23 protein-coding genes and 2 tRNA genes are annotated in these 24,170 nt (G+C 64.7%); 20 read left to right on the top strand and 5 right to left on the bottom strand.

The window, feature by feature from the left end; all coding sequences use genetic code 11:
* The first annotated feature begins 53 nt into the window (after positions 1-53).
* The 14 genes from RT131_RS01720 (at position 54) to RT131_RS01655 (ending at position 12,938) form a co-directional block, all read left to right on the top strand.
* A complete protein-coding gene (locus RT131_RS01720; protein ID WP_313169693.1) occupies positions 54-686 on the top strand; it encodes a TetR/AcrR family transcriptional regulator in 633 nt (210 codons plus the stop codon).
* 330 nt (positions 687-1,016) lie between these two features.
* Positions 1,017-1,769, top strand: a complete 753-nt coding sequence (gene ccmC, locus RT131_RS01715; protein WP_313169691.1) for a heme ABC transporter permease CcmC — start codon at positions 1,017-1,019, stop codon at positions 1,767-1,769.
* Positions 1,766-1,939, top strand: coding sequence for a heme exporter protein CcmD (gene ccmD / locus RT131_RS01710; protein ID WP_313169690.1), 174 nt, complete (start codon positions 1,766-1,768; stop codon positions 1,937-1,939). Before ccmC ends, ccmD begins: the two co-directional genes overlap by 4 nt.
* On the top strand, positions 1,936-2,403 hold the full coding sequence (ccmE, locus tag RT131_RS01705) for a cytochrome c maturation protein CcmE (RefSeq protein WP_313169688.1): 468 nt from the start codon (positions 1,936-1,938) through the stop codon (positions 2,401-2,403). The genes ccmD and ccmE overlap by 4 nt, the downstream gene beginning before the upstream one ends.
* The gene (locus RT131_RS01700) at positions 2,404-4,338 is read left to right on the top strand and encodes a heme lyase CcmF/NrfE family subunit (protein WP_313169686.1); all 1,935 of its coding nucleotides are present in this window, start codon (positions 2,404-2,406) and stop codon (positions 4,336-4,338) included.
* On the top strand, positions 4,335-4,961 hold the full coding sequence (locus RT131_RS01695; RefSeq protein ID WP_313169684.1) for a DsbE family thiol:disulfide interchange protein: 627 nt from the start codon (positions 4,335-4,337) through the stop codon (positions 4,959-4,961). The genes RT131_RS01700 and RT131_RS01695 overlap by 4 nt, the downstream gene beginning before the upstream one ends.
* Positions 4,958-5,410 carry a cytochrome c-type biogenesis protein gene (locus RT131_RS01690; protein WP_313169682.1) on the top strand — a complete coding sequence of 151 codons (453 nt, stop codon included), beginning with the start codon at positions 4,958-4,960 and terminating at the stop codon, positions 5,408-5,410. The genes RT131_RS01695 and RT131_RS01690 overlap by 4 nt, the downstream gene beginning before the upstream one ends.
* Positions 5,404-6,429 carry a tetratricopeptide repeat protein gene (locus tag RT131_RS01685; RefSeq protein ID WP_313169680.1) on the top strand — a complete coding sequence of 342 codons (1,026 nt, stop codon included), beginning with the start codon at positions 5,404-5,406 and terminating at the stop codon, positions 6,427-6,429. Before RT131_RS01690 ends, RT131_RS01685 begins: the two co-directional genes overlap by 7 nt.
* A gap of 438 nt (positions 6,430-6,867) precedes the next feature.
* The gene (locus RT131_RS01680; RefSeq protein WP_313169678.1) at positions 6,868-7,992 is read left to right on the top strand and encodes a homoserine O-acetyltransferase; all 1,125 of its coding nucleotides are present in this window, start codon (positions 6,868-6,870) and stop codon (positions 7,990-7,992) included.
* 92 nt (positions 7,993-8,084) lie between these two features.
* Positions 8,085-8,921, top strand: a complete 837-nt coding sequence (locus tag RT131_RS01675) for a DNA ligase (RefSeq protein ID WP_313169676.1) — start codon at positions 8,085-8,087, stop codon at positions 8,919-8,921.
* A gap of 150 nt (positions 8,922-9,071) precedes the next feature.
* Complete coding sequence (locus RT131_RS01670; protein WP_313169674.1) at positions 9,072-9,722, top strand: cold shock and DUF1294 domain-containing protein; 651 nt, start codon at positions 9,072-9,074, stop codon at positions 9,720-9,722.
* A 250-nt stretch (positions 9,723-9,972) separates the two neighbouring features.
* Positions 9,973-11,961, top strand: a complete 1,989-nt coding sequence (locus RT131_RS01665) for a PEP/pyruvate-binding domain-containing protein (RefSeq protein WP_313169672.1) — start codon at positions 9,973-9,975, stop codon at positions 11,959-11,961.
* 51 nt (positions 11,962-12,012) lie between these two features.
* A complete protein-coding gene (locus RT131_RS01660; RefSeq protein ID WP_313169671.1) occupies positions 12,013-12,615 on the top strand; it encodes a GyrI-like domain-containing protein in 603 nt (200 codons plus the stop codon).
* Between the two features lie 50 nt (positions 12,616-12,665).
* Positions 12,666-12,938, top strand: coding sequence for a hypothetical protein (locus RT131_RS01655; protein WP_313169669.1), 273 nt, complete (start codon positions 12,666-12,668; stop codon positions 12,936-12,938).
* Between the two features lie 66 nt (positions 12,939-13,004).
* On the opposite strand, the gene cydC is transcribed toward RT131_RS01655, so the two are convergent.
* Together cydC and cydD are read right to left on the bottom strand one after the other, a co-directional pair.
* The gene (gene cydC, locus RT131_RS01650) at positions 13,005-14,672 is read right to left on the bottom strand and encodes a thiol reductant ABC exporter subunit CydC (RefSeq protein ID WP_313169667.1); all 1,668 of its coding nucleotides are present in this window, start codon (positions 14,670-14,672) and stop codon (positions 13,005-13,007) included.
* Positions 14,669-16,390, bottom strand: coding sequence for a thiol reductant ABC exporter subunit CydD (gene cydD / locus RT131_RS01645; RefSeq protein ID WP_313169665.1), 1,722 nt, complete (start codon positions 16,388-16,390; stop codon positions 14,669-14,671). The genes cydC and cydD overlap by 4 nt, the downstream gene beginning before the upstream one ends.
* Positions 16,391-16,590: 200 nt before the next feature.
* Between cydD and RT131_RS01640 the strand changes: the two genes are divergently transcribed.
* The 6 genes from RT131_RS01640 to RT131_RS01615 all read left to right on the top strand — a co-directional run bounded on the left by RT131_RS01640 (position 16,591) and on the right by RT131_RS01615 (position 21,154).
* Entirely contained in the window at positions 16,591-18,177 is a 1,587-nt protein-coding gene (locus RT131_RS01640) for a cytochrome ubiquinol oxidase subunit I (protein ID WP_313169663.1), read from the top strand.
* Positions 18,178-18,192: 15 nt separating this feature from the next.
* A complete protein-coding gene (gene cydB, locus RT131_RS01635) occupies positions 18,193-19,344 on the top strand; it encodes a cytochrome d ubiquinol oxidase subunit II (protein WP_313169661.1) in 1,152 nt (383 codons plus the stop codon).
* 30 nt (positions 19,345-19,374) lie between these two features.
* The gene (cydX, locus tag RT131_RS01630; protein WP_282269734.1) at positions 19,375-19,485 is read left to right on the top strand and encodes a cytochrome bd-I oxidase subunit CydX; all 111 of its coding nucleotides are present in this window, start codon (positions 19,375-19,377) and stop codon (positions 19,483-19,485) included.
* Between the two features lie 60 nt (positions 19,486-19,545).
* Positions 19,546-19,622: transfer RNA gene (locus RT131_RS01625), tRNA-Pro, on the top strand.
* A gap of 160 nt (positions 19,623-19,782) precedes the next feature.
* Positions 19,783-19,859 (top strand) — tRNA-Pro (locus tag RT131_RS01620).
* An 80-nt stretch (positions 19,860-19,939) separates the two neighbouring features.
* On the top strand, positions 19,940-21,154 hold the full coding sequence (locus RT131_RS01615; protein ID WP_313169659.1) for an MFS transporter: 1,215 nt from the start codon (positions 19,940-19,942) through the stop codon (positions 21,152-21,154).
* A 192-nt stretch (positions 21,155-21,346) separates the two neighbouring features.
* Here the strand turns inward: RT131_RS01615 and RT131_RS01610 are convergent, their stop codons facing one another.
* Genes RT131_RS01610 through RT131_RS01600 form a run of 3 tightly spaced genes read right to left on the bottom strand, consistent with a single transcriptional unit; the run spans position 21,347 to position 24,044 of the window.
* Positions 21,347-22,603: a glutamate-5-semialdehyde dehydrogenase gene (locus tag RT131_RS01610; RefSeq protein ID WP_313169657.1), complete on the bottom strand. Its 1,257-nt coding sequence runs from the start codon at positions 22,601-22,603 to the stop codon at positions 21,347-21,349.
* Positions 22,604-22,633: 30 nt separating this feature from the next.
* Positions 22,634-23,782, bottom strand: coding sequence for a glutamate 5-kinase (gene proB, locus RT131_RS01605; protein ID WP_313169655.1), 1,149 nt, complete (start codon positions 23,780-23,782; stop codon positions 22,634-22,636).
* Positions 23,783-23,786: 4 nt separating this feature from the next.
* Complete coding sequence (locus RT131_RS01600) at positions 23,787-24,044, bottom strand: YciI family protein (protein WP_313169654.1); 258 nt, start codon at positions 24,042-24,044, stop codon at positions 23,787-23,789.
* Positions 24,045-24,170 lie beyond the last annotated feature (126 nt).

Raw genomic sequence — 24,170 nt, 5'->3', positions numbered from 1 at the left:
AGCACATGGCTGAGCGGCCCCACACGGAAGTCCCGAGCGTAGACAAGCCTACCTTGCCCCCCCGTCCCGTGGTCGAGCTGCAACGCCGCGGTGAACTGCGCGTGGAGAAGTTCCTGGCGGCCGCCACCGAAGTCTTCAATGAAAAGGGCTATCAGGCCGCGCGCCTGGCCGACATCGTCAAACGCGCTGGCGGCTCGATGGCGACGCTGTACCGTGCCTTCGGCGACAAGGAAGGCCTGATCCATGCGTTGATGGAGCAGAGCATCAACGACTTCGGCCGCAGCCTGGATACCTTGCTGCAGTCTCCGTTGCCGCCTACCGAGGCTTTGGAAGAGGCCGCCAGCCAGATGGCCGAGGAAGTCCTCTCGCCCGCCCGCCTGGCCTGCCATCGCGTGGTCATTTCCGAGGGCATGAACCAACCGGGGTTGCGTGATTGGTTCCATGCCCATGGCGTGGCCCCCATGGAGGTGCGGCTCAGCCAATACTTCGCCCGCGAAACCGCGGCCGGGCGGATGTACATCGAGAACCCCGAGCAAGCCGCACACTTCTTCTACATGGTGGTGATCGGCGGCTTGATCCTGCGCTCGGTCAATGGCCGCGTGATTGCCAGCGACCTGCCCCGCGCGCAGGAGCAGGCCCGCGCGGCGGTGCGCCTGTTCATGGCCGGGGCCCTGCCGCGAAGCTGAGCCACCTATTCCGCGTCCGGCGCCGTCGAAGGGCTGGCACGCCAGCCCTGCCACGCTGTCGCCAAGCGAATCATCTGGCAACTTGGCCCCCTGCAAACACCTCGCAGGCGATTGCAGCATTACCTCTTCCACGGGGCAGCCCCCGCCGCGCGGCGCTGGGACGTGCGGAGAAACCCTCTTCTTCAACGAACTCCTGGCTACCCGCCCGTTGCCTGAATTTGCGGTATCTTGCGCTAGTCTGAAAACAGCAACGGTGGTGCAAGCCGCACCACCCAGCCGGCCGGGCCGCCAATTGCGGCCCGGTCATCGTCTTCCTCAGCGAGCGAGCGGATGTTCAAAGGTTTAGTTGGTTGGTTTCACAAGCTGGGCTCCCCGCCCTACTTCGACACCTTCGCCGCCCGTTGGTCCACCTGGTGTTACATCGCCGCACTACCGCTGTTCGGCTTCGGCCTTTGGCAGGCCTTGGCAGTGGTGCCTGCCGACTACCAGCAAGGCGACAGCTTCCGCATCCTCTACATCCACGTCCCGTCGGCGTGGATGAGCCTGTTCGTATTCGGGTTGATGGCGTTCTACAGCGCCATCGCGCTGATCTGGCGGATCAAGCTCTGCGAGATACTGGCCATGGCCTGCGCGCCCATCGGCGCCGCATTCACCCTGATCACCCTGCTCACCGGCAGCATCTGGGGCAAGCCGATGTGGGGCACCTGGTGGGATTGGGACCCGCGCCTGACCACCGAACTGATCCTGTTGTTCATGTACCTGGGCGTGATGGGCCTGTACGGCGCCATCGATGATCGCCGCGCCGCCGCCCGCGCCGCTGGCCTGCTGGCGATTGTCGGGGTGGTGATGCTGCCGATCATCCGTTACTCGGTGGTGTGGTGGAACTCGCTGCACCAGGGCCAGACCATCCGCGTGTTCGGCGAGTCCAGCATGGACAGCAGCATGATCCTGCCGCTGTGGATCATGGTGCTGGCCACCAAGTTCTGGTTCGTCGGCTCACTGTTGGCGCGCGCCCGCGCCGACAACCTGCGGCGCGAAGTCGGCAAGGCCTGGCTGCGCGAGAAGCTGGAGAAATCGGCATGACCTACTTCAAGTACGTGGCGCTGGCCTATGCCGTGTTCTTCGTCGTGCTGGCCTGGGATTTCATCGTGCCGCGCCTGCAGATCCGCCAGCAGTTGCGCGAGGCGCGTGCGCGCCTCACCCGCGCCAGCCGCGGCAGCGCAGCAGCCGTTGATGAGGAACTGAGCCGATGAGCCCGACCCAGCGTCGCCGGTTGCTGCTGGTCCTGCTGGTCGTGCTGGTTGCCGGCGCAGCGGTGGCCCTGGTCAGCACTGCCTTGCAGCGCAACATCGCTTATCTGTACACGCCAGCCGAGGTCAAGGCCGGCCAGGTCGCACCGGACGCACGTTTCCGGCTCGGCGGCATGGTTGCGAAGGGCTCGTTCAAACGCGAACCCGGCGCGCTGCTCGCACGCTTCGAGGTCACCGACGGCGACGCGGTGCTGCCCGTCACCTACGACCGCATCCTGCCCGACCTGTTCCGCGAAGGCCAGACGGTAGTCGCCACCGGACGCATGGCCAACGGCGTATTCGTCGCCGAAGACGTGCTGGCCAAACACGACGAGACCTATATGCCCAAGGAGCTGGCCGACAAGATGGGCGTGGCGCACGACAAGCATCAGGTCCCGGTCACCACCCCAACGACGGAAACGCCCTGAGTGCTTGGTGAAATCGGACAGGTATTGCTGATCCTCGCCCTGCTGGCAGCCCTGCTGCAAAGCGTCCTGCCGCTGATCGGCGCCCAACGCGGCATCCCGGCACTCACCGCGATTGCACGCCCGGCAGCGCTGCTGCAGCTGACCATGGTGCTCGCCGCCTTCGTGGTGCTGACGATTGCCTTTGTGCGCCAGGACTTCTCGCTGCGCTATGTCGCCGACAACTCCAACTCGCTGTTGCCGATGATCTACCGCTACTCGGCGGTATGGGGTGCGCACGAAGGCTCGTTGCTGATGTGGTCGCTGGTGTTGGCGCTTTGGACCGCAGCGGTTGCGGCGTTCTCGCGACAGTTGCCGCCCGAGGTGATGGCGCGGGTGTTGGCGGTGATGGGCATGATCAGCGTTGGCTTCCTCGCCTTCCTGCTGTTCACCTCCAATCCGTTCGCGCGCCTGCTGCCAGCGCCTAGTGAAGGCCACGACCTCAATCCGCTGCTGCAGGACCCGGGCCTGATCATCCACCCGCCCCTGCTGTATCTGGGCTACGTCGGCTTCGCGGTGCCGTTCGCCTTCGCCATTGCGGCACTGATTGATGGCCGCATCGACGTGCGTTGGTTGCGCTGGACCCGGCCGTGGACCAACGCGGCCTGGGGCTTCCTGACCATCGGCATCGCGCTGGGCAGCTGGTGGGCGTACTACGAGCTGGGCTGGGGCGGTTGGTGGTTCTGGGACCCGGTGGAGAACGCCAGCTTCATGCCATGGCTGGTTGGCGCGGCCCTGCTGCATTCGCAGGCGGCCACCGAAAAACGCGGCGTTTTTGTCGGCTGGACCTTGCTGTTGGCGATCGCGGCGTTTGCGCTGTCCCTGCTCGGCACTTTCCTGGTGCGCTCGGGCGTGCTGACCAGCGTGCACTCGTTTGCCGCCGATCCCTCGCGCGGCCTGTTCATCCTGATCTTCCTGGGCGTCGTGGTCGGCGGCTCGCTGCTGCTCTATGCAATCCGTGCACCCGGCATGGGTGGAAACAGCGCCGACCCGCGTCGGGCGTTCACACTCAACTCCCGCGAAAGCCTGCTGCTGGCCAACAACCTGCTACTCAGCTGCGCCTGCGCCATGGTGCTGCTCGGCACCTTGTATCCACTGCTGGCCGATGCGCTGGATCTGGGCAAGGTCTCGGTGGGGCCGCCGTACTTCGGCACGCTGTTCGTGGTGTTGATGGCACCGATGATCGTGCTGCTGCCGTTTGGCCCGCTCAGCCGCTGGCAGCGCGAGCAAGGCTTGCGCACGCTGGCGCTGTTGGCGCCATGGGCCGGTTTGGCGATTGTGCTGGGCATCATTGGCTGGTGGATGGCACCACAGGGCAAGTTCAAGACCGGCATCGGTATTGCCGGGGCTGCATGGGTAGCTGGCGGTACCGGCTATTACCTGTGGATGCGCCTGCGCAAAAGTGGCCGGCCCAATGCCGAAACCTGGGGAATGCTGATCGCCCACTTCGGCGTGGCCGTCTTCCTGGTCGGCGCCTTGTTGGTGGAAGCGCTGCATGTGCAGCATGAAGTGGCGCTGGCACCGGGCAAATCCATCGACGCCGGCGGGTATACGCTACTGTTCGAAGGCGTGGATGCCAGCGATGGGCCGAACTATCACTCCGACCGCGGGCACCTGCAGGTGTTGCGTGGCGACACGCTGATTACCCGCCTGCACCCGGAAAAACGCATGTACGCCAGCGGCGGCCAGCCGATGACCGAAGCTGGCATCCATCCCACCCTGGGTGGCGATATCTACGTGGCGCTGGGAGAATCACTGGGCGATGGCTCCTGGGCCGTACGCGTACAGATCAAACCTTTTGTCCGCTGGATCTGGTTGGGCGCGGCGCTGATGGCGCTGGGCGGTTTCATCACCGCCGTCGACCGCCGTTTCCGCAGGCTGCCTGAGAAATCGAAATGAATAGTCCTGCACCCGAATCCAACACCAAGCATCGCCTGCCGCCGGTCGCCATCGTCCTCGGGGCATTGTTCTTCCTCGGCCTGATGGGCTTGATGCTGTACGGCGTCAGCCGCTCCGGCAAACCCGACCGCGACAGCCTGCCCTCGGCGCTGATCAACAAGCCCGCCCCCGCCTTCTCCCTGCCGGTGCTGCATGACCCCAGCGTGCATGTCACCGACAAGCAGCTGCGTGGCGCCCCCTACCTGCTCAATGTCTGGGGCAGCTGGTGCCCGACCTGCCGCGATGAGCACCCCATCCTCACCCGCTTCGCCGAGACCAAGCGCGTGCGCGTGATCGGCTACAACTGGAAGGACGAGCCCAGCGAAGCATTGCGCTGGCTGGAGCAGTTGGGCAACCCCTACATGGTGGTGCTGGCCGACCAGGAAGGCCGCACCGCCCTGGACTGGGGCATTGCTGCCGCACCGGAAACCTTCCTGGTCGATGGCAGCGGCATCGTGCGCTGGAAGTACAGCGGCGCCATTACCCAGCAGGTGATGGACGAACAGCTGATTCCGGCACTGGAAAAAGTCGAAGCCGCCGCCGGTGGCAAACACGGTGCACCGGACCTCGGGGCCGCCCGATGAAAGCCTGGGCTGTGGTCCTGCTATGGCTGTGCCTGGTGTTCGCCGCCAGCGCGCAGCCAGCCGGCGACCCCAGCCCACTGCAATACCGCGACCGCGCCGAGGAAGTGCGCTTCCACGCACTCACCGCCGAACTGCGCTGCGTGCAATGCCAGAATCAATCACTGGCTGACTCCAACGCGCAGATCGCCCACGACCTGCGCCGCGAAGTGCTCAAGCTGATGCACGAAGGCCGCAGCGATGCCGAGATCAAGCAGTTCCTGGTCGACCGTTACGGCGAGTTCGTGCTGTACCGTCCGCAGCTGGAAGCCGGCACCGCCCTGCTCTGGTTCGGCCCCGGCCTGTTGTTGCTGGCCGGCGCCGTGCTGTTGATCGTGCATGTACGGCGGCGTGGCCGCACCGTCCCTGTTGCCAGCAATGACGACGCCAGCCAGGAAGAACGCGAATGGTGAATCCCGGGTTCATGGCAGGTGCTGCAGTGCTGGCGGTAGTGGCAACCGGCGTCACCTTGTGGCCACTGTGGCGCGCCGGCAAACGGCGGATCTGGGGCAGCCTGGTTGCGATGGCGATGGTCGCCACGCTGGGCCTGTACCAGTTGCTGGGAACCCCGGCGGCGATGCAGCCGCAACCTGAACCCGCGGCCGCGCCGCAGACCATCGAAGAAGGCATCGCCCAGCTGCAGGATGCCTTGAAGCAGAACCCCGAGCGCGTTGACGGCTGGGTGCTGCTGGCCCGCTCGCAGCTGGAGATCGGCAAGGTCGCCGATGCCGCTGCGGCCTACCAGCGCGCCGTGCAGCTGGCGCCGGAAGAACCCGGCCTGCTGCTCGAAGCCGCACAGACCCGCGCCCAGGCCGATCCCAAATTCCTGTTCGACGACACCGCCCAACAGTGGCTTGCCCGCGCCCGCCAGATCGCACCGGACAACGAGCGGGTGATCTGGCTCACCGGCATCGTGCAGCGTCAGCAAGGCCAGAACGAACAGGCCGCGCAGACCTGGGAAAGCCTGCTGCCAAGGTTGGAGCCCGCCGCCGCAAACGCGCTGAAGGCGCAGATCGATATCGCCCGTGGCAAGGCGCCGACCTCCGCGCAGGTTGGCACAGCAACAACAACGGCAGCAGCAAGCACTGCCGGCGGCGGCATCACCATAACGGTTACCCTGGCCCCTGCCTTGGCCGAACGCGCCGCTGCCGGCAAGGAAACCATGTTCGTCATCGCCCGCATCCCTGGTGGCCCACCAATGCCGGTCGCCGTCGAGCGCCACCCTGCGCAGGCAGCGCCACTGACCGTCACCCTTGACGACGACGACAGCCCGATGCCCACGCAGAAGCTGTCGGCGCTACAGGAAGTGGAAGTGTTCGCCCGCCTGTCCGCCAGTGGCAATGCGATGCGCGGCGAAGGCGACGTCGAGTCGGTACCGATCAAGGTCAAATTGCCGACTGACAAGCCGTTGGCGATCATGCTGGGTCAGTAACCCGCTGCAAGCTGTCTTGTGGGAGCGGCGTAAGCCGCGAAGCGAGCATATCCAGCAGATGACAGAGATGCGATGTGCTTGGGCAACTTTAGCTTCGCGGCTTACGCCGCTCCTACAAACAACCCACTCTGGCCGGCACCGACAGCACTGCGGCCGTGGCCGTTCAAGTACCGCCCCGTAGCCCGGGTAAGCGCAGCGCACCCGGGGGAACTCGGCACCACGCGTGAAGCTCACGCCCTTCGCCGCATTTAAAGCGAATTTCACCGTCTTCGGCCGACCTTGCCTCCCGGGTGCGCTGCGCTTACCCGGACTACAGGGCTGGTTCGGCACGCAGCCCCGGCACGCTCCGCTGGCGCGCCCACCTCGCCGGAATAGCGTGATAACCACTGGTTATCATCCATGCGAAGATGCGCCCGGCATCCCCGTTAAAATTGGCAGATGACTGAATTCACCCCCGTCGGCAGCCGCTTCCATGCGCTGTCTTCCCCATTCCCGATGAAGCGCGGTGGCAGCCTTGTCGGCGCCCACGTCGCCTACGAAACCTGGGGCAATCTGGCCGCCGATGCCAGCAACGCCATCTTGATCGTCACCGGCCTGTCGCCGGATGCGCACGCCGCCAGCAATGCCGACAACCCCGCCAACGGCTGGTGGGAGCCGATGCTTGGCCCCGGCAAGCCAATTGATACCGACCGCTGGTTCGTCATCTGCGTGAACTCGCTGGGCAGCTGCAAGGGCTCTACCGGCCCGGCCTCGTTGGACCCGGCCACCGGCAAGACCTACCGGCTGTCCTTCCCCGAGTTGTCGATTGAAGACGTGGCCAACGCCGCCGCCGAAGTCGTGCGCGCACTTGGCATCACCCAACTGGCCTGCCTGATCGGCAACTCGATGGGCGGCATGACCGCACTGGCGGTGTTGCTGCAGCACCCGGGCATCGCCCGCAGCCACATCAACATCTCCGGCAGCGCCCGCGCCCTGCCGTTCTCGATCGCCATCCGTTCGCTGCAGCGCGAGGCCATCCGCCTCGATCCAGCCTGGAACAACGGCGATTACGACGAAGCGCATTACCCGGAATCGGGCATGCGCATGGCGCGAAAACTCGGCGTCATCACCTATCGCTCGGCGCTGGAATGGGATGGCCGCTTCGGCCGCGTGCGGCTGGACTCGGACCAGACCGCCGAAGACCCGTTCGGCCTGGAATTCCAGGTCGAGAGCTATCTGGAAGGCCACGCCCGCCGCTTCGTGCGCCACTTCGACCCGAACTGTTATCTCTACCTCGGTCGATCCATGGACTGGTTCGACCTGGCCGAATACGCCGATGGCGACGTATTGGCAGGGCTGGCGAAGATCCAGGTTGAGCGCGCGTTGGCCATCGGCGCCAACACCGACATCCTGTTCCCGGTGGAACAGCAGCAGCAAATCGCCGACGGCCTGCGCGCAGGTGGCGCCGACGCGCAGTTCATTGGTATGGATTCACCACAAGGCCATGACGCCTTCCTGGTGGATTACGACCGCTTCGGCCCTGCCGTGGCACAGTTCCTGCGGACACTTCCGACAGCCACGTAAACACCGCCCCGAACTCGGATGCAGGTGGCCGCTGATGGCCCCCTGCCCACTGCGCACAGCACCCTGAAGCCTCCGACAACCGGAGGTCAGCCATGTCGCGCCTGTTGCTGTTTCTGCTGCTCTTGCTCTGCGGTTCGCTCGCCGCCGCACCCGCCGCCGCGCCACCGTTGATGCTGGCCAGCAGTTGGCAGGACGGGCCGGATGTATCCCTCTATCTGGTCAGCGAGAAACTCGACGGCGTGCGCGCACGCTGGGACGGTCACGCGCTCTGGACCCGCGCCGGTCACCGCATACCGACGCCGGCATGGTTTACCCAGGGCTGGCCCAAGCAGGCGATCGACGGCGAATTATGGATGGCACGCGGTCAGTTCGAAGCCACCAGCGGGCTCATCCGCAGCAGCCCAGCCGATGAGCAGCAGTGGCGCAAGCTCCGTTTCATGGCCTTCGATCTACCCCATGCCACCGCTGGCTTCGCCCGGCGCCATGCCCAGCTCAGCCGGATCATCGCCAATCAAGCCAACCCCTATCTGCTCGCCATAGAGCAACGCCGTCTGCCAGATACCGAAAGCCTGCACCGACACCTGCGCAGCATCGTCCAGGCTGGCGGCGAAGGCCTGATGCTGCATCACCAGGACAACCGCTACAGCGACGGCCGTAGCGCTGGCTTGTTCAAACTCAAACCGTACGACGATGCCGAAGCACGCGTGATCGGCCATGTACCAGGCAAGGGCAAGTATGCCGGCATGGTCGGCGCGCTGCTCGTGCGTGCCGACAGCGGTGCACAGTTCCGCCTCGGCAGCGGCCTGAGTGATGCGCAGCGTGCCGATCCACCGCCGATCGGCAGTCAGGTGACCTATCGCTACAACGGCCTGACCGTGCACGGCCTGCCCCGCTTTCCGCGTTTCCTGCGGGTACGAGATGATCGCTGATCAAAGCAATCATTCCTTGTAGGACCGGCGTAAGCCGCGAAGCACATACATCATCAGATGGCACACGCACATGGGGTCTCAGCATTGCCAGCTTCGCGGCTTACGCCGTTCCCACAAAAGCAGACCCGGTGCAGGGCTTCACAGCCGCTCATGTTTGCGCTGCAATGGCGGCAACAAACAAGGGCAAGCTCGATGCGCTATCAAGGCCGGCTGCAGGATTGGAACGATGACAAGGGCTTCGGATTCGTGATTCCGAACGGCGGTGGTGACCGCGCCTTCGTCCATATCAAAGCCTTCGAGCAGCGCACGCAACGTCCGACTGACGGCATGCTGATCAGCTATGCGCTGCGCAGGGACGAACGCGGCCGCTTCAATGCCATCGCGGTGCGCTCGGCAAGCGCCACCAAAACCGTCACTTCCAAGCCAAAGCGTCCTCCGTTTACCGCGCGCCTGCCGCACGTCCTGCTGGGTGCATGCGCCCTGCTCTGCATACTGGGACTATGGATTGCCAAGTTGATACCCGAATGGACCTTGCCGGTGATTGGCGGGATGAGCGTCTTAGCGCTGGGCTTCTATCTCCACGACAAGGGCGCAGCTGCACGCGGTGAGCAGCGCACGCCCGAAAACACCTTGCACCTGATCTCCCTGCTCGGGGGCTGGCCGGGCGCGCTGATCGGCCAGGGGCTGTTCCGCCACAAGACCAGCAAGTCCAGTTTCCAGGCCATGTTCTGGCTGACGGTCGTGCTCAATGTCACCGCAATCTGGCTCCTTGCCAGTGGCAGACTAAGCCTTCCCCACTAAGCACGCAGCCGCAATGCCAGCGCAGCCCGGCTAAGCGCAGCGCACCCGGGAACTCCGGCCGAGCCACCAAAAGCAGCCACAGCATCCTCAGGCTTGAAGGTGCAACGCTTTCTCTGGGCCAGGAGTCGCTGACCATGCCAAAGGATTCCGCGACTTCCAGCCCAAGGACCGATCATGGCCTGGCTGAGTAGCCGAGCCGTGCAGATGGCGGTCGCTTATCATCTGCGCTCCCCAGCTCCAGCACGGCATCATGGATCGAGCCATTTTGAAATCCGCACTCCGCCTCGCTTACCTGCATCTTGTCGCCCTCAGCGCCGTCCTCCTCGCTGCGATGCCGAACGCGCTGGCGCAAACCGCACGCAAGCCGTCGTCCTATGAGGTCAGACAGGGCACCACCGCAGCTGCCATCGACAATGCCCAAGCCCCGGCGCAGTTGGCGCGCATCGCCAGCCGTGACGATTTCATGCGCCTGGCGCGGATTTACAACCCCGGCACGGCGCTGGAAATGCCGCACCTGATCTTCACCATCGACCGCCGTGACCCGGCCCGTATCTATTACATCAATACGCCACGCTACGAACTGCACGAGAACTTCGTGCGCCGCGAACGGCTGCTGCCACAACTGGACAAGGCCACCCTCAACGCGCAGTACAAGGACCCGCAGCGGCGTTTCCTGTTCGGCACCGTAAGCTGGCAGCGCGATCTGCCCGGCTATACCTACGAGTTCTGGGAAGGCGACCAGCTGACACCGGCACTGCTCAGGCAGACCGATCAGCTGGTACGGGGATCGTTCTACGAGGCGATCCGCTTCAAGACCAATTCCACGTTGCACGAACAGACCGCCCGCTCCGCCGGCCTGCCCTTCACCACCCAGGAAGCACTGCTGCGCGAGCAATCCTTCCTGCCCTTGAACACGGGTATCGCCAGTGGCCGCCTGCGCATAGTCCGCTCGATCGAACAGGCAAGCGACCTGTCGCCGCAGGACATCGTGGTACTGGACGAGGTTCCGATCTCGCTGCCACCGGTTGCCGGCCTTGTTACCCAGCGCCCATCGACGCTGTTGTCGCACGTCAACCTGCTGGCCAAGGGGTGGCGTATCCCCAACGTCTATGTCCGCGACGCGCAGGCTGCATTGCGCGTCTACGACGGACAATGGATCGAGCTGGAAGTCACAAACAACGATTACAAGGTGCGACCAGCCCTGCGCCCAACCCGCACGCCTCCCGGAACCACGCAAGCCGGGGTGCGCAATCTGCCGCGGCCCGACCTGTCGGTCACCACGCTGAAGCCGCTTTCGGCATTGCGCGCCAGGGACAGCAATCATTGCGGCGTCAAAGCGGCGAATCTGGGCACCCTCAGATCCGCGCTGCCGCCTTCGGCCCGCGTTCCCGACGGATTCTGCGTTCCCTTCTCGCAGTACCAATCGGCGATGCAGAAGCTGCGCATAAACGAGCGACTGGCCGCACTACAGCAGCAGCCGGGTTTCGCCACCGATGCCAATGTCCGCCGCACTGCCCTCACCGCACTGCGTGCCGAGATCGCCAACGCCGTGCCGGACCCTGCGCTGGCGCGCAGCCTGCAATCGCAGTGGCAGAGCCAGCTGCAGGGCCGTGGCGTATTCGTGCGCAGCTCCTCCAACTCCGAGGACCTGCCCAACTTCAGCGGCGCCGGCCTGTACACGACGGTGCCCAATGTCGTCGGCACCGATGCGCTGGTGCGGGCCGTGCAGACGGTATGGGCGTCGGTCTACAACTTCGAGGCCTACGAAGCACGCCGCGCTGCTGGTTTGGGCCAGGACGCAGTGGCGATGGCGGTACTGGTGCAGCTGGCCGCGCCCTCGGACAGTTCCGGGGTGATGATCACCCGCGATCCATTTGATGCAGCACGTCGCCATATCACCTATATCTCGGCCAAGCGCGGCCTCGGCATCCGCGTGGTGGAAGGCAAGCGGCAGGCCGAGCAGGTGATGTACTCGAACTGGTCCAAGGCCGTGCAGGTGCTCAGCCGTTCCGCGGAGGACACCCAACTGGTCGCCAATGCCAGCGGCGGTGTCCGCGAAGTGGCGCTGACCGGCTCCCGCCAGGTGTTGACCGATGCCCTGATCGCGAGGCTGGCAGCGGTTGGCAGCCGCACCAAGCAGGCGTTGGGCGGAGTTGATCAGGACATCGAATGGGCAGTGGTTGGCGATGACATACTCATCCTGCAGTCGCGCCCCTACGTGGATGGAAGCAGCCGCTAGGGACTGCCCCATCCTCTCCATCGCCCAGTACCAGCCGATTCGGACGTGCCCGTGGACAAGATCGATCTCAAGCGCCAGCTGAAGCAGCTCTACCAGCCCTCGGCCAAGGCCATTGCCGAGGTCGACGTGCCTGCCTTCAACTTCCTGATGATCGATGGCGCTGGCAATCCGAACACCGCGCAGGAGTACGGGGATGCCGTGGAAGCGCTGTTCTCCGTCGCCTACACCATCAAGTTCGCACTCAGGAAAGCCGGGCGGATGGACTACGCCGTGATGCCGCTGGAGGGACTGTGGTGGGCCGATGACATGGCGGCGTTCCAGCGCGATGAGAAGCAGCGGTGGCTGTGGACCATGATGATCATGCAACCTTCGGAGGTGTGCCGGCAGGACGTGGAGTCCGCGGTCAACGCCTTGCAGAAGAAGTCTCTGCCTGGCCTGTCAAAGCTGCGCTTCGAGACATTTCACGAAGGACGATGTGCGCAGCTGCTGCATGTCGGCCCCTTCACCGATGAAGGACCGGCGATCCAGCGCCTGCATGCTTTCATCGGCGAGCGATCCGCATTGCGCGGCAAGCACCATGAGATCTACCTGAGCGACATCAGAAGAGCAGCACCGGAGAAGTGGAAAACCATCATCCGTCAGCCCATGCAATGAATCGCAACGATGTCCAACCCCGCCCTCAGCCCGAGTAACAGGAGCCCAGCATGACCTTCTGGCTTGTCGCAACAGCAGCCAGCATCGGCCTGGGCTTGGCGGCCGGCGCCGTGTGCCGGCGAACCTGGCTTGCCGTGCTGTTCGCCGCCCTGCTCGGCGGCCTGCTCGCCCCCTATATTGGCCTGCGCTTTGTATGGGATGTGACCGGCCATCGCGATGCACAGGATGGCCTGGCCTTCCTGTTCGGGCCGATGATCACCGTACCTGTTGCCAGCCTTGTCGCCTATGGTTTCAAGCGCTTGCGTAGAAACAAACGCAGCTGACGACGCACGCTTGTTCGTCGCAACCCGGAGGTTTCCAAAGCCGGGCATAGCCCGGCTCAAAGCTCGCTATTGCTGAGTCAAGCGCCCCTGCTGCAACCGGTACTCGCGCTGCACCACACCTTCAGGCAGTCGATCATGGGTGATCATCAACAGGCTGCGCTGCCCCAGCGCCGCCGCCAGATCGAGCAGCAGCGCATGCGCGGTATCCACGTCCAGGCCTTCGGTCGGCTCGTCCAGCACCATGATTGGCGCGTTGCGCAGCAAGGCACGCGCCAAGGCCAAACGCCGCGCCTGACCCGCAGACATGGTGGCACCGTTCTCACCCACCCATGCGGCGAGCCCGCCTTGTTGCTGCGCCCAATCGCTCAAGCGCACCTGCGCCAGTACCGCCCACAAGGCGTCGTCGCCGGCCTGCGGATCACCCAAGCGCAGATTCTCCGCAATGCTGCCGGCAAATACCGGTGCCCCTTGTGGCAACCAGGCAATCTGCCGATACCAATCATCCTGGGCGAACTCACGCAGATCGACACCACCGAAGCGCACTGCCCCCTGCTGCGGGTCCCATAGCCGCAGCAGCAGGGCGGACAAGGTCGTCTTGCCGCAGCCGCTGTCGCCACGGATGGCGATGCGCTCACCCGGCGCCAGCTGCAGATCCACGCCATCCAGCAGACGCCGCGTCTCGCCAGGCCAGGAAAACACCACCTGCTCGAACACAACCGCGGCGGCATCCGCAGCCACGGCGCGGGACTGGGCCGGGTCCTGCACGGCTGGCGCCTGATCAACAATCTGCCGCAGACGCGTGCCGGCGACCCGCGCCGACTGCAGGGCCTGCCAGGCAATGCCACTGCCTGCTGCGACCTCCAGCAGGGCAACGGTGAGGAACACCAGCGTTGCGGCGAATGGCGCCTCCACCTTGCCAGCCTGGAACGCCGTCAAGGCCAACCACAGCATCGCCAACAGGCCAAGCCCAGCCAGTGCCGAATGCAGCACGTTGCCACCGATAAGACGGCCACGACGTCGTTGATCGCTGCGCGCCAACTGCTGCGCCGCTGCATCCACACGCAGCGCCCAATCATCGCGGGCATCCAGGGCGGTGAGATCAGCCGCGCCTTCCAGGCCTTCAAACGCCAAAGTACGCAGGCTGGCGCGCTGCTGCGCGCGCTCGGCCTCGACCGCGTCGCCACGGCGCACCGCGAACACCGGAACGCCAATTCCCACCAACACCGCGAGCACCAGTAACAACAGTGCCGCCGGCCAGTAAATGAATCCGGCCGCGACCACACTCGCCAGGGCGGCGCCCGCCAAGGCCAGCAAGGGACTGATCGCCCGCACCATCAAGCCGTCGACTTCGCCGATATCGGTGATCAGCCGTGCCAGCAACTCACCGGTACGACTGCTTCCCAATCGGGCAGGCGCCAACGGCAATGCACGCTGGAAGAACCACACGCGCAGGTCACGCGCAATCCGCAAGGTCGCATCGTGGCCTACGAGCTTTTCGAAGTAGCGCGAGACGATGCGCGCCATCGTCAAGGCGCGGATACCGGCCGACGGCGAGAAGAAGTTGAAAGTGCCGCCCATGCCCAAGGCACCGGCCAACGCTGCGGCGGTGAGGAAGCCACCGGACAAACCCAGCAGGCCAATCCCGGCCAGCATGGTGGTGAACAGCAGCACCGTCGCCAACGCCAGCCGCCAGCGGTGGCGCTTGAATACATCACGCATCGTCTGCGGGCTCATGCGCGCGCTCCCTGCACTGCAACCTGCACGCTGCCCTGCAGATCGACGATCTTGTCGGCCCAGCGCATCGCCGCCTCGCTATGGGTGGCCATCAGCACCGTGCGACCACGCGTATGCGCGGCCAGGGCCTGCAGCAGGTCCCCCTCGGTCTGCGGATCAAGGAAGGCGGTGGGTTCGTCGAGCAGGAACAGATCCGGCTCCAGCAGCAATAGCCGCGCCAGTCCAATCCGCCGCGCTTCACCGCCAGACAGACCAAAGCCACGCTCACCGATCACCGTATTCAAGCCCAAGGGCAGATGCTGGGCAAAGCGCATCACCTGGGCCACTTCAGCCACCGCCTGCAGGCGCGCAGCGCTTACTGCCGGGTCGGCCATGCGCAGGTTGTCGGCAATCGAGCCGTGGAACAGATAGGGACGCTGGCCTGCGTAGCCGATGCGCACGCCGTCCCGAAGCACGATGCGACCTTCGCGCGGCGGCAGCCAGCCGGCCAGGGCTTCCAGCAAGGTGCTTTTTCCACTGCCACTGGGGCCGATCAGGGCCAGGCGCTGACCGTCGCCGATCTCCAGCGAAAAATCCTTCAACACATCGTGGGTGGCGCCTTGGGGGCGCAGCACGACATTGCGCACCGACACCAGCGGCGCGTGCAACTGCGCCGGCTCCGTCGCTACCAGGGACGCAGCGACGGAAGTTGCCGCAGCAGCATCCTGATCGTCAGCCAGCAGGCGCTCGACTTCGGCCGCTGCCGCCAACGCATTGGCACGGTCGTGGTAGTGCGCGGCCAGGCGCCGCAGCGGCGCGTAGAACTCCGGCGCCAGCAGCAGGCAGAACATGCCGGTGCCCAAGGTCGGCACCACCGAGTGCAAGGACATCAACCCCAGATAGCTCAAACCCAGGTACAGGGCCACCATCGCCACGCTGACCGAGGCGAAGAATTCCAGCACGGTGGAGGACAGGAAGGCGATGCGCAGCACCTTCATGGTGCGTTCGCGCACGCCATCAGCGGCGGCGGCAACCCCTTCCAGCTCGGCCCGACCCCGCCCGTACAGGCGCAGCAGGCCCAGACCCTTGATGCGATCGGCAAAGTGGCCACTCATCCGCGCCAGCTCCCCGAGCTGGGCGCGGCCGGCGGCCTCGGCGCCCCAGCCCACCAGCATCATGAAGAACGGCACCAGCGGCGCGGTGAAGATGAAGATCAGCGCCACCACCCAGTCCACATAGGCCACGGCGGCGGCAATCAGCAGCGGCACCACCACCACTTCCACCCGCACCGGCTGGAATCCGGCGTAATAGCCCTCGATGGCATCGCCATGCGACAGCAGCAGCTCGCCCAGTTCACCCGTGCGCTGGCGGCGCAGCCACAGCGGTCCGCGTGCCAGCAAACGCCGGTAGACCTGCTCGCGCAGGGCCAGTTTGGCGCTGTCGGCGACCTTGCCGGCGGCGGTCTGCGCGACCCCGCCGAGCAGGCTGCGCAGCACCAGCACCGCCGCCAATATCCAGAAACCGTGAATTACCTGTACCCAATTCAGTCCTTCCACGACTATGCTCTGGATCAACCAGGCAATGGCCCCAGCCTGCACGATCAGCAGCGCACCTGAAGTACAGACGGCCAAGGCCGCCAAACGCTGCTGTGACCGGGCCCCGGACGCCAGCGCCGCCAGCCACTGCTGCTGTACGCGGCGTTGCTGCTGCACCGCGTTGGAATGTGGAACTTCGCTCAAGACTGACAACTCAGGTGAAGGAGATCTACGTGATTGTAAGCAAGCCGTACCCCGCCTGCCGGCCCTGCACGATCGGCGTTGGACAGCCAGCCCACATTGATCCAGATCAAGGCATTGGCAGGCCTGAACGGGGAGTATCGCTGCCATAGAACCCCTCCCAGCCACTCCATGACGCCCAATTCCCACGAGGTAGCCAGGCCATGATCGACTCAACAGTCGTAGAACTGTCACGTCTACAGTTCGCGCTGACCGCGATGTACCACTTCATTTTCGTCCCGCTCACGCTGGGGCTCTCTTTCATGATCGCGATCATGGAGAGCGTCTATGTGATGACCGGCAAGGATGTCTGGCGCCGCATGACCCTGTTCTGGGGCGTGCTGTTCGGCATCAACTTCGCCATGGGTGTGGGTACCGGTATCGTGATGGAGTTCCAGTTCGGCATGAACTGGTCCTATTACAGCCACTATGTGGGTGACATCTTCGGCGCACCGCTGGCCATCGAGGGCCTGATGGCGTTCTTCCTGGAGGCGACCTTCATCGGTCTGTTCTTCTTCGGCTGGGGCCGCCTGTCCAAGGTGCAGCATTTGACCGTGACCTGGTTGATGGCGCTGGGCACCAACCTGTCGGCACTGTGGATCCTGATCGCCAACGGCTGGATGCAGTACCCCGTGGGTGCGGTGTTCAACCCGGAAACGATGCGCATGGAGGTGGTGGATTTCGCCGCCGTGCTGCTGAACCCGGTGGCCCAGGCCAAGTTCGTGCATACCGTCTCGGCCGGTTATGTGGCTGGCGCGATGTTCGTGATGTCGATCTCGGCGTTCTTCATGCTGCGCGGCAAGCATCGCGAAATTGCCCGTCGCTCGTTCGCGGTGGCCTCGGCCTTCGGCCTGCTGGCATCGATCTCGGTTGCCGTGCTGGGTGATGAGTCCGGTTACGCCACGGCCGAAAACCAGAAGATGAAGCTGGCTGCCATCGAAGGCATGTGGCATACCCATCCGGCTCCGGCACCGTTCACTGCATTCGGTATCCCGAACCAGCAGGAACAGCGCAACGACTTCGAAGTGCAGATCCCGTACGTGATGGGCCTGATCGCCACCCGCTCGCTGGATGAGGAGATCCCGGGCATCCTGGACCTGGTCAAGCAGGCCGAAGGTCGCGTCAAGGGGGGGCAGATCGCCTACGCCGCACTGGAACGCATCCGCGCCGACAAGAACGACGTTGAAGCCCGCGAGGTCTTTGACCGTCATTGGCAGGATCTGGGCCACGGCCTGCTGCTGAAGCGTTACCGCGACGACATCGAGAACGCCACCCCCGAGCAGATTGCACAGGCTGCGCTGGATACGGTGCCGACGGTTGGCCCGCTGTTCTGGACCTTCCGCGTCATGGTCGGCCTCGGCATCTACATGATTGGCTTCTTCGCCCTGGCCTTCTACTACTCCTGCCGCAACAACTTCGAGGACAAGCGCACCTTCCTGCGGGTTGCCCTGTGGTCGCTGCCGGCACCGTGGATCGCCATCGAATGCGGTTGGTTCATCGCCGAGTACGGCCGCCAGCCGTGGGCTGTTGATGGTGTGCTGCCGACGTTCTATGCCGCCTCGGGCCTGGCCGTCTACGAAATCCTGGCAACGCTGGTCGGCTTCACCGCGCTGTACACGGTGCTGCTGGTCATCGAAGTCAAGCTGATGCTCAAGGCCATCCGCAAGGGCCCGGACGACATCCTGCCCTCGCTGCAGCAGTCGGCCGTCGCAACCAACCACGCCAATGCCGCCGGCAACGGCCAGGCATAAGGCAGGAGAACACACATGGAATTCATTCTTCTGGACTACACGACGCTACGCGTGATCTGGTGGCTGCTGCTGGGCGTGCTGCTGATCGGCTTTGCGGTGATGGACGGTTTCGACCTCGGCGTTGGCACCTTGCTGCCGTTCGTGGCCAAGACCGATGAAGAGCGCCGCCTGGTGATCAACACCATCGGCCCGGTTTGGGAAGGCAACCAGGTGTGGCTGGTGCTCGGTGGCGGCGCGATCTTCGCCGCCTGGCCGCCGCTGTATGCGGTGAGCTTCTCCGGCTTCTACCTGGCGATGTTCCTGATCCTGTTCGCCCTGATCCTGCGCCCGGTCGGCTTCAAGTACCGCGGCAAGATGCCCAGCCAGCGCTGGCGCAACAACTGGGACAAGGCGCTGTTCATCGGCGGCTTCATCCCGGCGCTGATCATGGGCGTGGCGGTTGGCAACGTGCTGCTTGGCGTGCCGTACCACTTCGATGACACCCAGCGCGTGTTCTACACCGGCAACCTGCTCGGCCTGTTGACCCCGTTCGCCCTGCTGGCTGGCCTGGTCAGTGTGGCGATGCTGGTGTCGCACGGTGCAGCCATGCTGGTGCTCAAGACCAGCGGTCCGGTCGCTGAGCGTTCGGCAAAGATCGGCAGCATCGCCGCCATCGCCTCGTTCGTACTGTTCGCCCTTGCCGGTGCCTGGGTTGCCTTCGGCCTGCCGGGTTACCAGATCACCTCGCAGGTGGTTACCGATGGTGCCAGCAACCCGCTGTTGAAGACGGCTGAGTTCTCGCAGGCCGGCGGCTGGCTGCACAACTACAGCACCATGCCGGCCACGATCCTGGCGCCGGTGGTGGGCCTGCTGGGTGCACTGGCCAGTGCGGTGTTGTTGCGCAAGCGCCGTGGCGGCCTGGCCTTCATCGCCTCCGGTGCCTCCATTGCCGGCATCATCTTCACCGTTGGCTTTGCGATCTTCCCGTTCCTGCTGCCTTCCTCCACCCAGCCAGGCTCCAGCCTGACGGTGTGGGACGGCTCCTCCAGCCACCTGACCCTGTGGGTGATGCTGCTGGCCACCGTGATCTTCCTGCCGATCATCATCGCCTACACCACCTGGGTGTACCGCGTACTGAAGGGCAAGACCACGCTGGAAGAAATGGGTGAAAACCCGAACGCCTACTGATCCGCAACGACAACATCAAGGAGACAACTCATGTGGTATTTCGCTTGGATTCTGGGTGCTGGCCTCGCTGCGACGGTCGCCATCCTAAACGGCATGTGGTTTGAAGCGCGCGAAGCAAACAAGATCGATGCAAAGCGCTGAAAAACTGCGTGAAGGTATTGCCAAAACGCCGGACTGAGCGTATCTTTCCGGCTCCCTTCGCGGGGTGTAGCTCAGTCTGGTAGAGCGCTACGTTCGGGACGTAGAGGTCGCAGGTTCGAATCCTGTCTCCCCGACCAAAGGGTCGAAACTAGCCTGGAACAACGGCAACGTTGTCCAGGCTTTTTATTCGCCGGTACATGATTACCGGCAGCCAACGCACCCCGCCTTGCAGGCAGCGCTGGCTGAACAAAAGAACTTGCAGGGCACGAGGTTCACCGCTATCATAGGCGGCTCCTTCGGGGTGTAGCTCAGTCTGGTAGAGCGCTACGTTCGGGACGTAGAGGTCGCAGGTTCGAATCCTGTCTCCCCGACCAATTTGACAAAAGCCGGCCTCTGGTCGGCTTTTGTTTTTGGTGGGTTTCAAACGACGCCACCCACCGCGTCGGAGTAAGCAATGTCCACGTCCGCCCAGCCTCTTCCCCGGCACCCCCTGCTCAAGGGCCGCCTGCTGGCATTCATCGCCATCGTGCTGGTCTCGGCCAACCTGCGCAGCGCGGTCACCTCGCTGACGCCACTGCTGGACCGGCTTGGCCACATCTTCGATTTCGGCAGCACCATGACCGGTGTGCTCGGCATGATGCCGACCGCCGCCTTCGCCGTGTTCGGCCTGGCCACGCCACGTATCACCCGCGCCATCGGCCTGGAGCGCACGGCAGTACTGACCATGGTGCTGGCTACCATCGGCCTGCTGTTGCGCGCCTTCTCCGGCAATGTCGGCATGCTGCTGCTGGGCTCAGCCATCGCCCTGGCCGGCATGGGCATGGGCAACGTGGTGGTGCCGCCGCTGGTAAAGCGCTATTTCGCCGACCGCGTCGGCACCTTGAGCACCATCTACATCACCGTATTGCAGGCCGGCACCATGGTGCCTGCGCTGCTGGCGGTACCGGTGGCTGATCAGTTCGATTGGCGCATCTCGCTGGGCATGTGGTCACTGCTGTCGCTGGCCGCGTTGCTGCCGTGGATCCTGCTGGCACGCAGCGCCCCACGCGCGGAAGCAACAACCACCACCAACGCCGAGCACGCCGCTGGCCGCGTCTGGAAGACGCAACTCGGCTGGGGCATGGCGCTGATGTTCGGCATGACCTCGCTGGGTACGTATTCCCTGTTCACCTGGTTGCCGAAGGTGATGGTGGAAGCCGGCGCCAGTGAATCCTTCGGCGGCGTGATGGTGGCGGTGTATTCGGCCATCGGCCTGCTGCCCTCGCTGCTGGTGCCCGCCCTGGCGGTGCGCATGCGCAACCCGTTCCCGATCGCGGTGATGGTGTTCGTGCTGAACATGATCGCCTTCGCCGGCCTGCTGTGGGCACCGATGAGCGCACCCTTGCTGTGGGCGGTGATCGCCGGCCTGGGCCCGTCCACCTTCCCGCTCGGCCTTACCCTGATCAACCTGCGCACCCGCAGCCAGGCCGGCTCGGCGGCGCTGTCCGGCTTCATGCAGGGCGTGGGTTACAGCCTGGCCAGCCTGGGCCCGCTGCTGTTTGGCTGGCTGCATGGCCTGAGCAACGGCTGGACCTGGTCGTTCGCCTTCCTCGCCGTATGTTCCGGCGTGCTGCTGACCGGCGCCTGGTTTGCCTGCAAACCACAGCAATTGGAAGACCACTGGAAGTGAGCTGCCGTTGATACAGGAAAGCCGCCGATGTGAATCGGCGGCTTTTTCGTATTCGCGCAAGCAACGTAGCCCGGGTAAGCGCAGCGCACCCGGGGATTGCAACGATCGAAGGCCTGCAGCTACCAACGCCATGTGCTCCCGGGTGCGCTGCGCTTACCCGGGCTACGAGGCCACGATGGCGGTCCTCTACTGTTACTTCAGCGGATGCCTGACCTGGCCTTCGCCGCGCACCACGAAGCGCTCCACCGTGAGTGCCTCCAGCCCCATCGGCCCGTAGGAATGCAGGCGCGTGGTGGAAATGCCGATCTCCGCGCCCAGCCCCAGTTCGCCGCCGTCGGAGAAGCGCGAAGAAGCATTGACCATGACCACCGCCGAGCGCAGTGTACGCACGAAGGCTTCGCCATGGGCGGGATCGCCGGTGGCGATCACCTCGGTATGGTCGGAGGTATAGGCCTGGATATGGGCGATGGCCGCCTGCATGTCCGGCACCACGCGGATAGCCAGGATCAGGTCCAGGTATTCGGCCGCGTAGTCCTCCTCGGTGGCCGCGGCGATGCCGGGCAGCAGCGCCTGGCTGGCTGCATCACCGCGCAGTTCGACACCCCTCTCGCGCAGCGCGGCCGCGGCCAGCGGCAGGAAGCGTGGCGCGATGGCCTCATGCACCAGCAAGGTCTCCAGCGAATTGCAGGCCGCCGGGCGCGAGGTTTTGCCATCCACCAGCAGGTCCACTGCCAACTGCAGGTCAGCGCTGTCATCGACAAACAGGTGGCAGACGCCCTTGTAATGCTTGATTACCGGCACGCGCGCGTGTTCGGCGACAAAGCGGATCAGCCCTTCGCCGCCGCGCGGAATAGCCAGGTCGATAAGGTCGTTGAGCTGCAGCAGCTCCAACATGGTCTCGCGGCGCAGGTCTTCGACCAGCGTGAGTGCCGCATCAGGCAAGCCGGCCTCGCGCAACGCACGCTTGAGGCTGGCAGCAATCGCCGTATTGGAATGGATGGCCTCCGAGCCACCGCGCAGGATCACGCCGTTGCCGGCCTTGATGCACAGCGCTGCGGCATCGGCAGTCACGTTCGGGCGTGCCTCGTAGATCATCGCGATCACGCCCAACGGCACCCGTACCTTCTGCACACGGATGCCATTGGGGCGGTCGTAGTCCCGGGTCACCTCGCCCACCGGATCCGGCAAGGCAGCGACTTCGCGCAGCGCATCGGCCACACCGCGCAGACGTTCCGGGTTCAAGGCCAGCCGATCCAGCATCGCCGAGCCCACCCCCTTGTCGCGTGCCGCCTGCAGGTCACGCGCGTTGGCGGCGAGGATGCTGCCTGCATCGGCTTCCAGCGCAGCAGCCATCGACTTCAGCAGCGCGCTGCGGGCCTGACTGGAAAGCAGGCCCAGTTGCTGCGCGGCATCGCGGCACTGCAATGCAAGGGTGCGGATATCACTCATGTTCTGTCCTGCCGATGATCAAAGGAAAACTCACAGCAACACCAGGTCGTCGCGGTGGACCACGTTGTCGCCGTAGTTGTAGCCAAGGATGGATTCGATCTCACGGGTGTGGTGCTGGCTGATGCGGCGGATATCGACTGCCGAGTACTGGCTGACGCCGCGCGCCACCTGTTGCTGGCCCCGCGCATCGAACAGCCGCACCTCCACCATGTCACCACGGCGGAACTCGCCCTCCGCACCCACCACGCCCCCTGGCAGCAGCGAGGCGCCCTTGTCACGCAATGCGCGTGCCGCGCCGGCGTCGATCAGGATCGCACCCGGCTCCAGCGGCGCATGTTTCAGCCAATACTTGCGCGCGGCAATACGTGACTGCCCGGCATGCAGGCGGGTGCCGTACAAGCGCCCCTGTGCCAACCCGCGCACCACGTCGGCGCTGCGGCCATTGAACAGGAAGGTGTCGATGCCGGCTGCGCCAGCCTTGGCAGCGGCCTGCAGTTTGGTCTGCATGCCGCCGGTGCCTACCGCGCTGCCGCTGCCGCCGGCCATTGCAAGGACGTCCGGGGTCAATTCGGCGACCTCGTTGATCGGTTGCGCATCGGGATTGCTGCGCGGGTCGGCGGTGTACAACCCGTCGATGTCGGTGGCGATGAACAAGGCATCGGCATCGACCAGTGCAGCGACGATGGCGGCGAGGTTGTCGTTGTCACCAAGCTTGAGCTCATCCACCGATACGGTGTCGTTCTCGTTGATCACCGGCAAGGCGCCCAGTGCCAGCAACTCATTGAGCGTTGCGCGCGCATTGAGATAGCGGCGGCGGTTGCGCAGGTCGTCGTGGGTCAGCAGCACCTGCGCCACCGGGCGCTCGAAGAAGCGCTGCCACAAGGCGATCAGCTGCGCCTGCCCCAGCGCAGCCAGCGCCTGCCGCGCGGCCATGGCTGCACCGGCCTCGGCAGCCTTGGGAACGATGGCGCGGCCTGCAGCAACTGCGCCGGAGGAGACGATCACCACTTCGCGCCCGGCCAGCACATTGGCCGACACGAACTGCGCCAGCCCGAGCGCGAAGCGCGGGGTCAAGCCGCCACCATCGGCCGCCAGCAGACTACTGCCGACCTTGAGGACGGCGCGGCGCCATTGCGGCAGTGTTTGTTCGGTGAACGGAGAGAACGACGTCTGGATCATGGGATCAGCGGGTGTTCCACTCGTGGATGGTCAGCTCGGAGCTGCCCTGGATGGCCAAAGGGTCGCTGGCGACGATGGCCTTGGCGGCTTCGAGGGTGTCGACGTTCTTCAGCACGTAGGCGCCGCCGGTACCGTCGCTGAAGCCACCGGTCAGGTGCAGCTGGTCCTTGCCGCTGAGTGCATCGAGAAAGGCTTTGTGCGGCGCAATTACCGCGTCGTCGAACGACGGCTTCCGCATTGCCAATACCAGGTAGAGCTTCATTGAATTCTCCTTTAGCTGCGTATGACACCACGCCGAAGCGGAAGGTGGTGCGATTGCTTTCGCATGGAACTTGCTTTGGCTTTGGCTTTGGCTTTGGCTTTGGCTTAAGCCCCTCTCCCGCCTGCG

It is taken from the genome of Stenotrophomonas sp. (assembly GCF_032066555.1).
Taxonomy (GTDB): domain Bacteria; phylum Pseudomonadota; class Gammaproteobacteria; order Xanthomonadales; family Xanthomonadaceae; genus Stenotrophomonas.
This window is presented reverse-complemented; position numbering and strand designations above follow the sequence as displayed.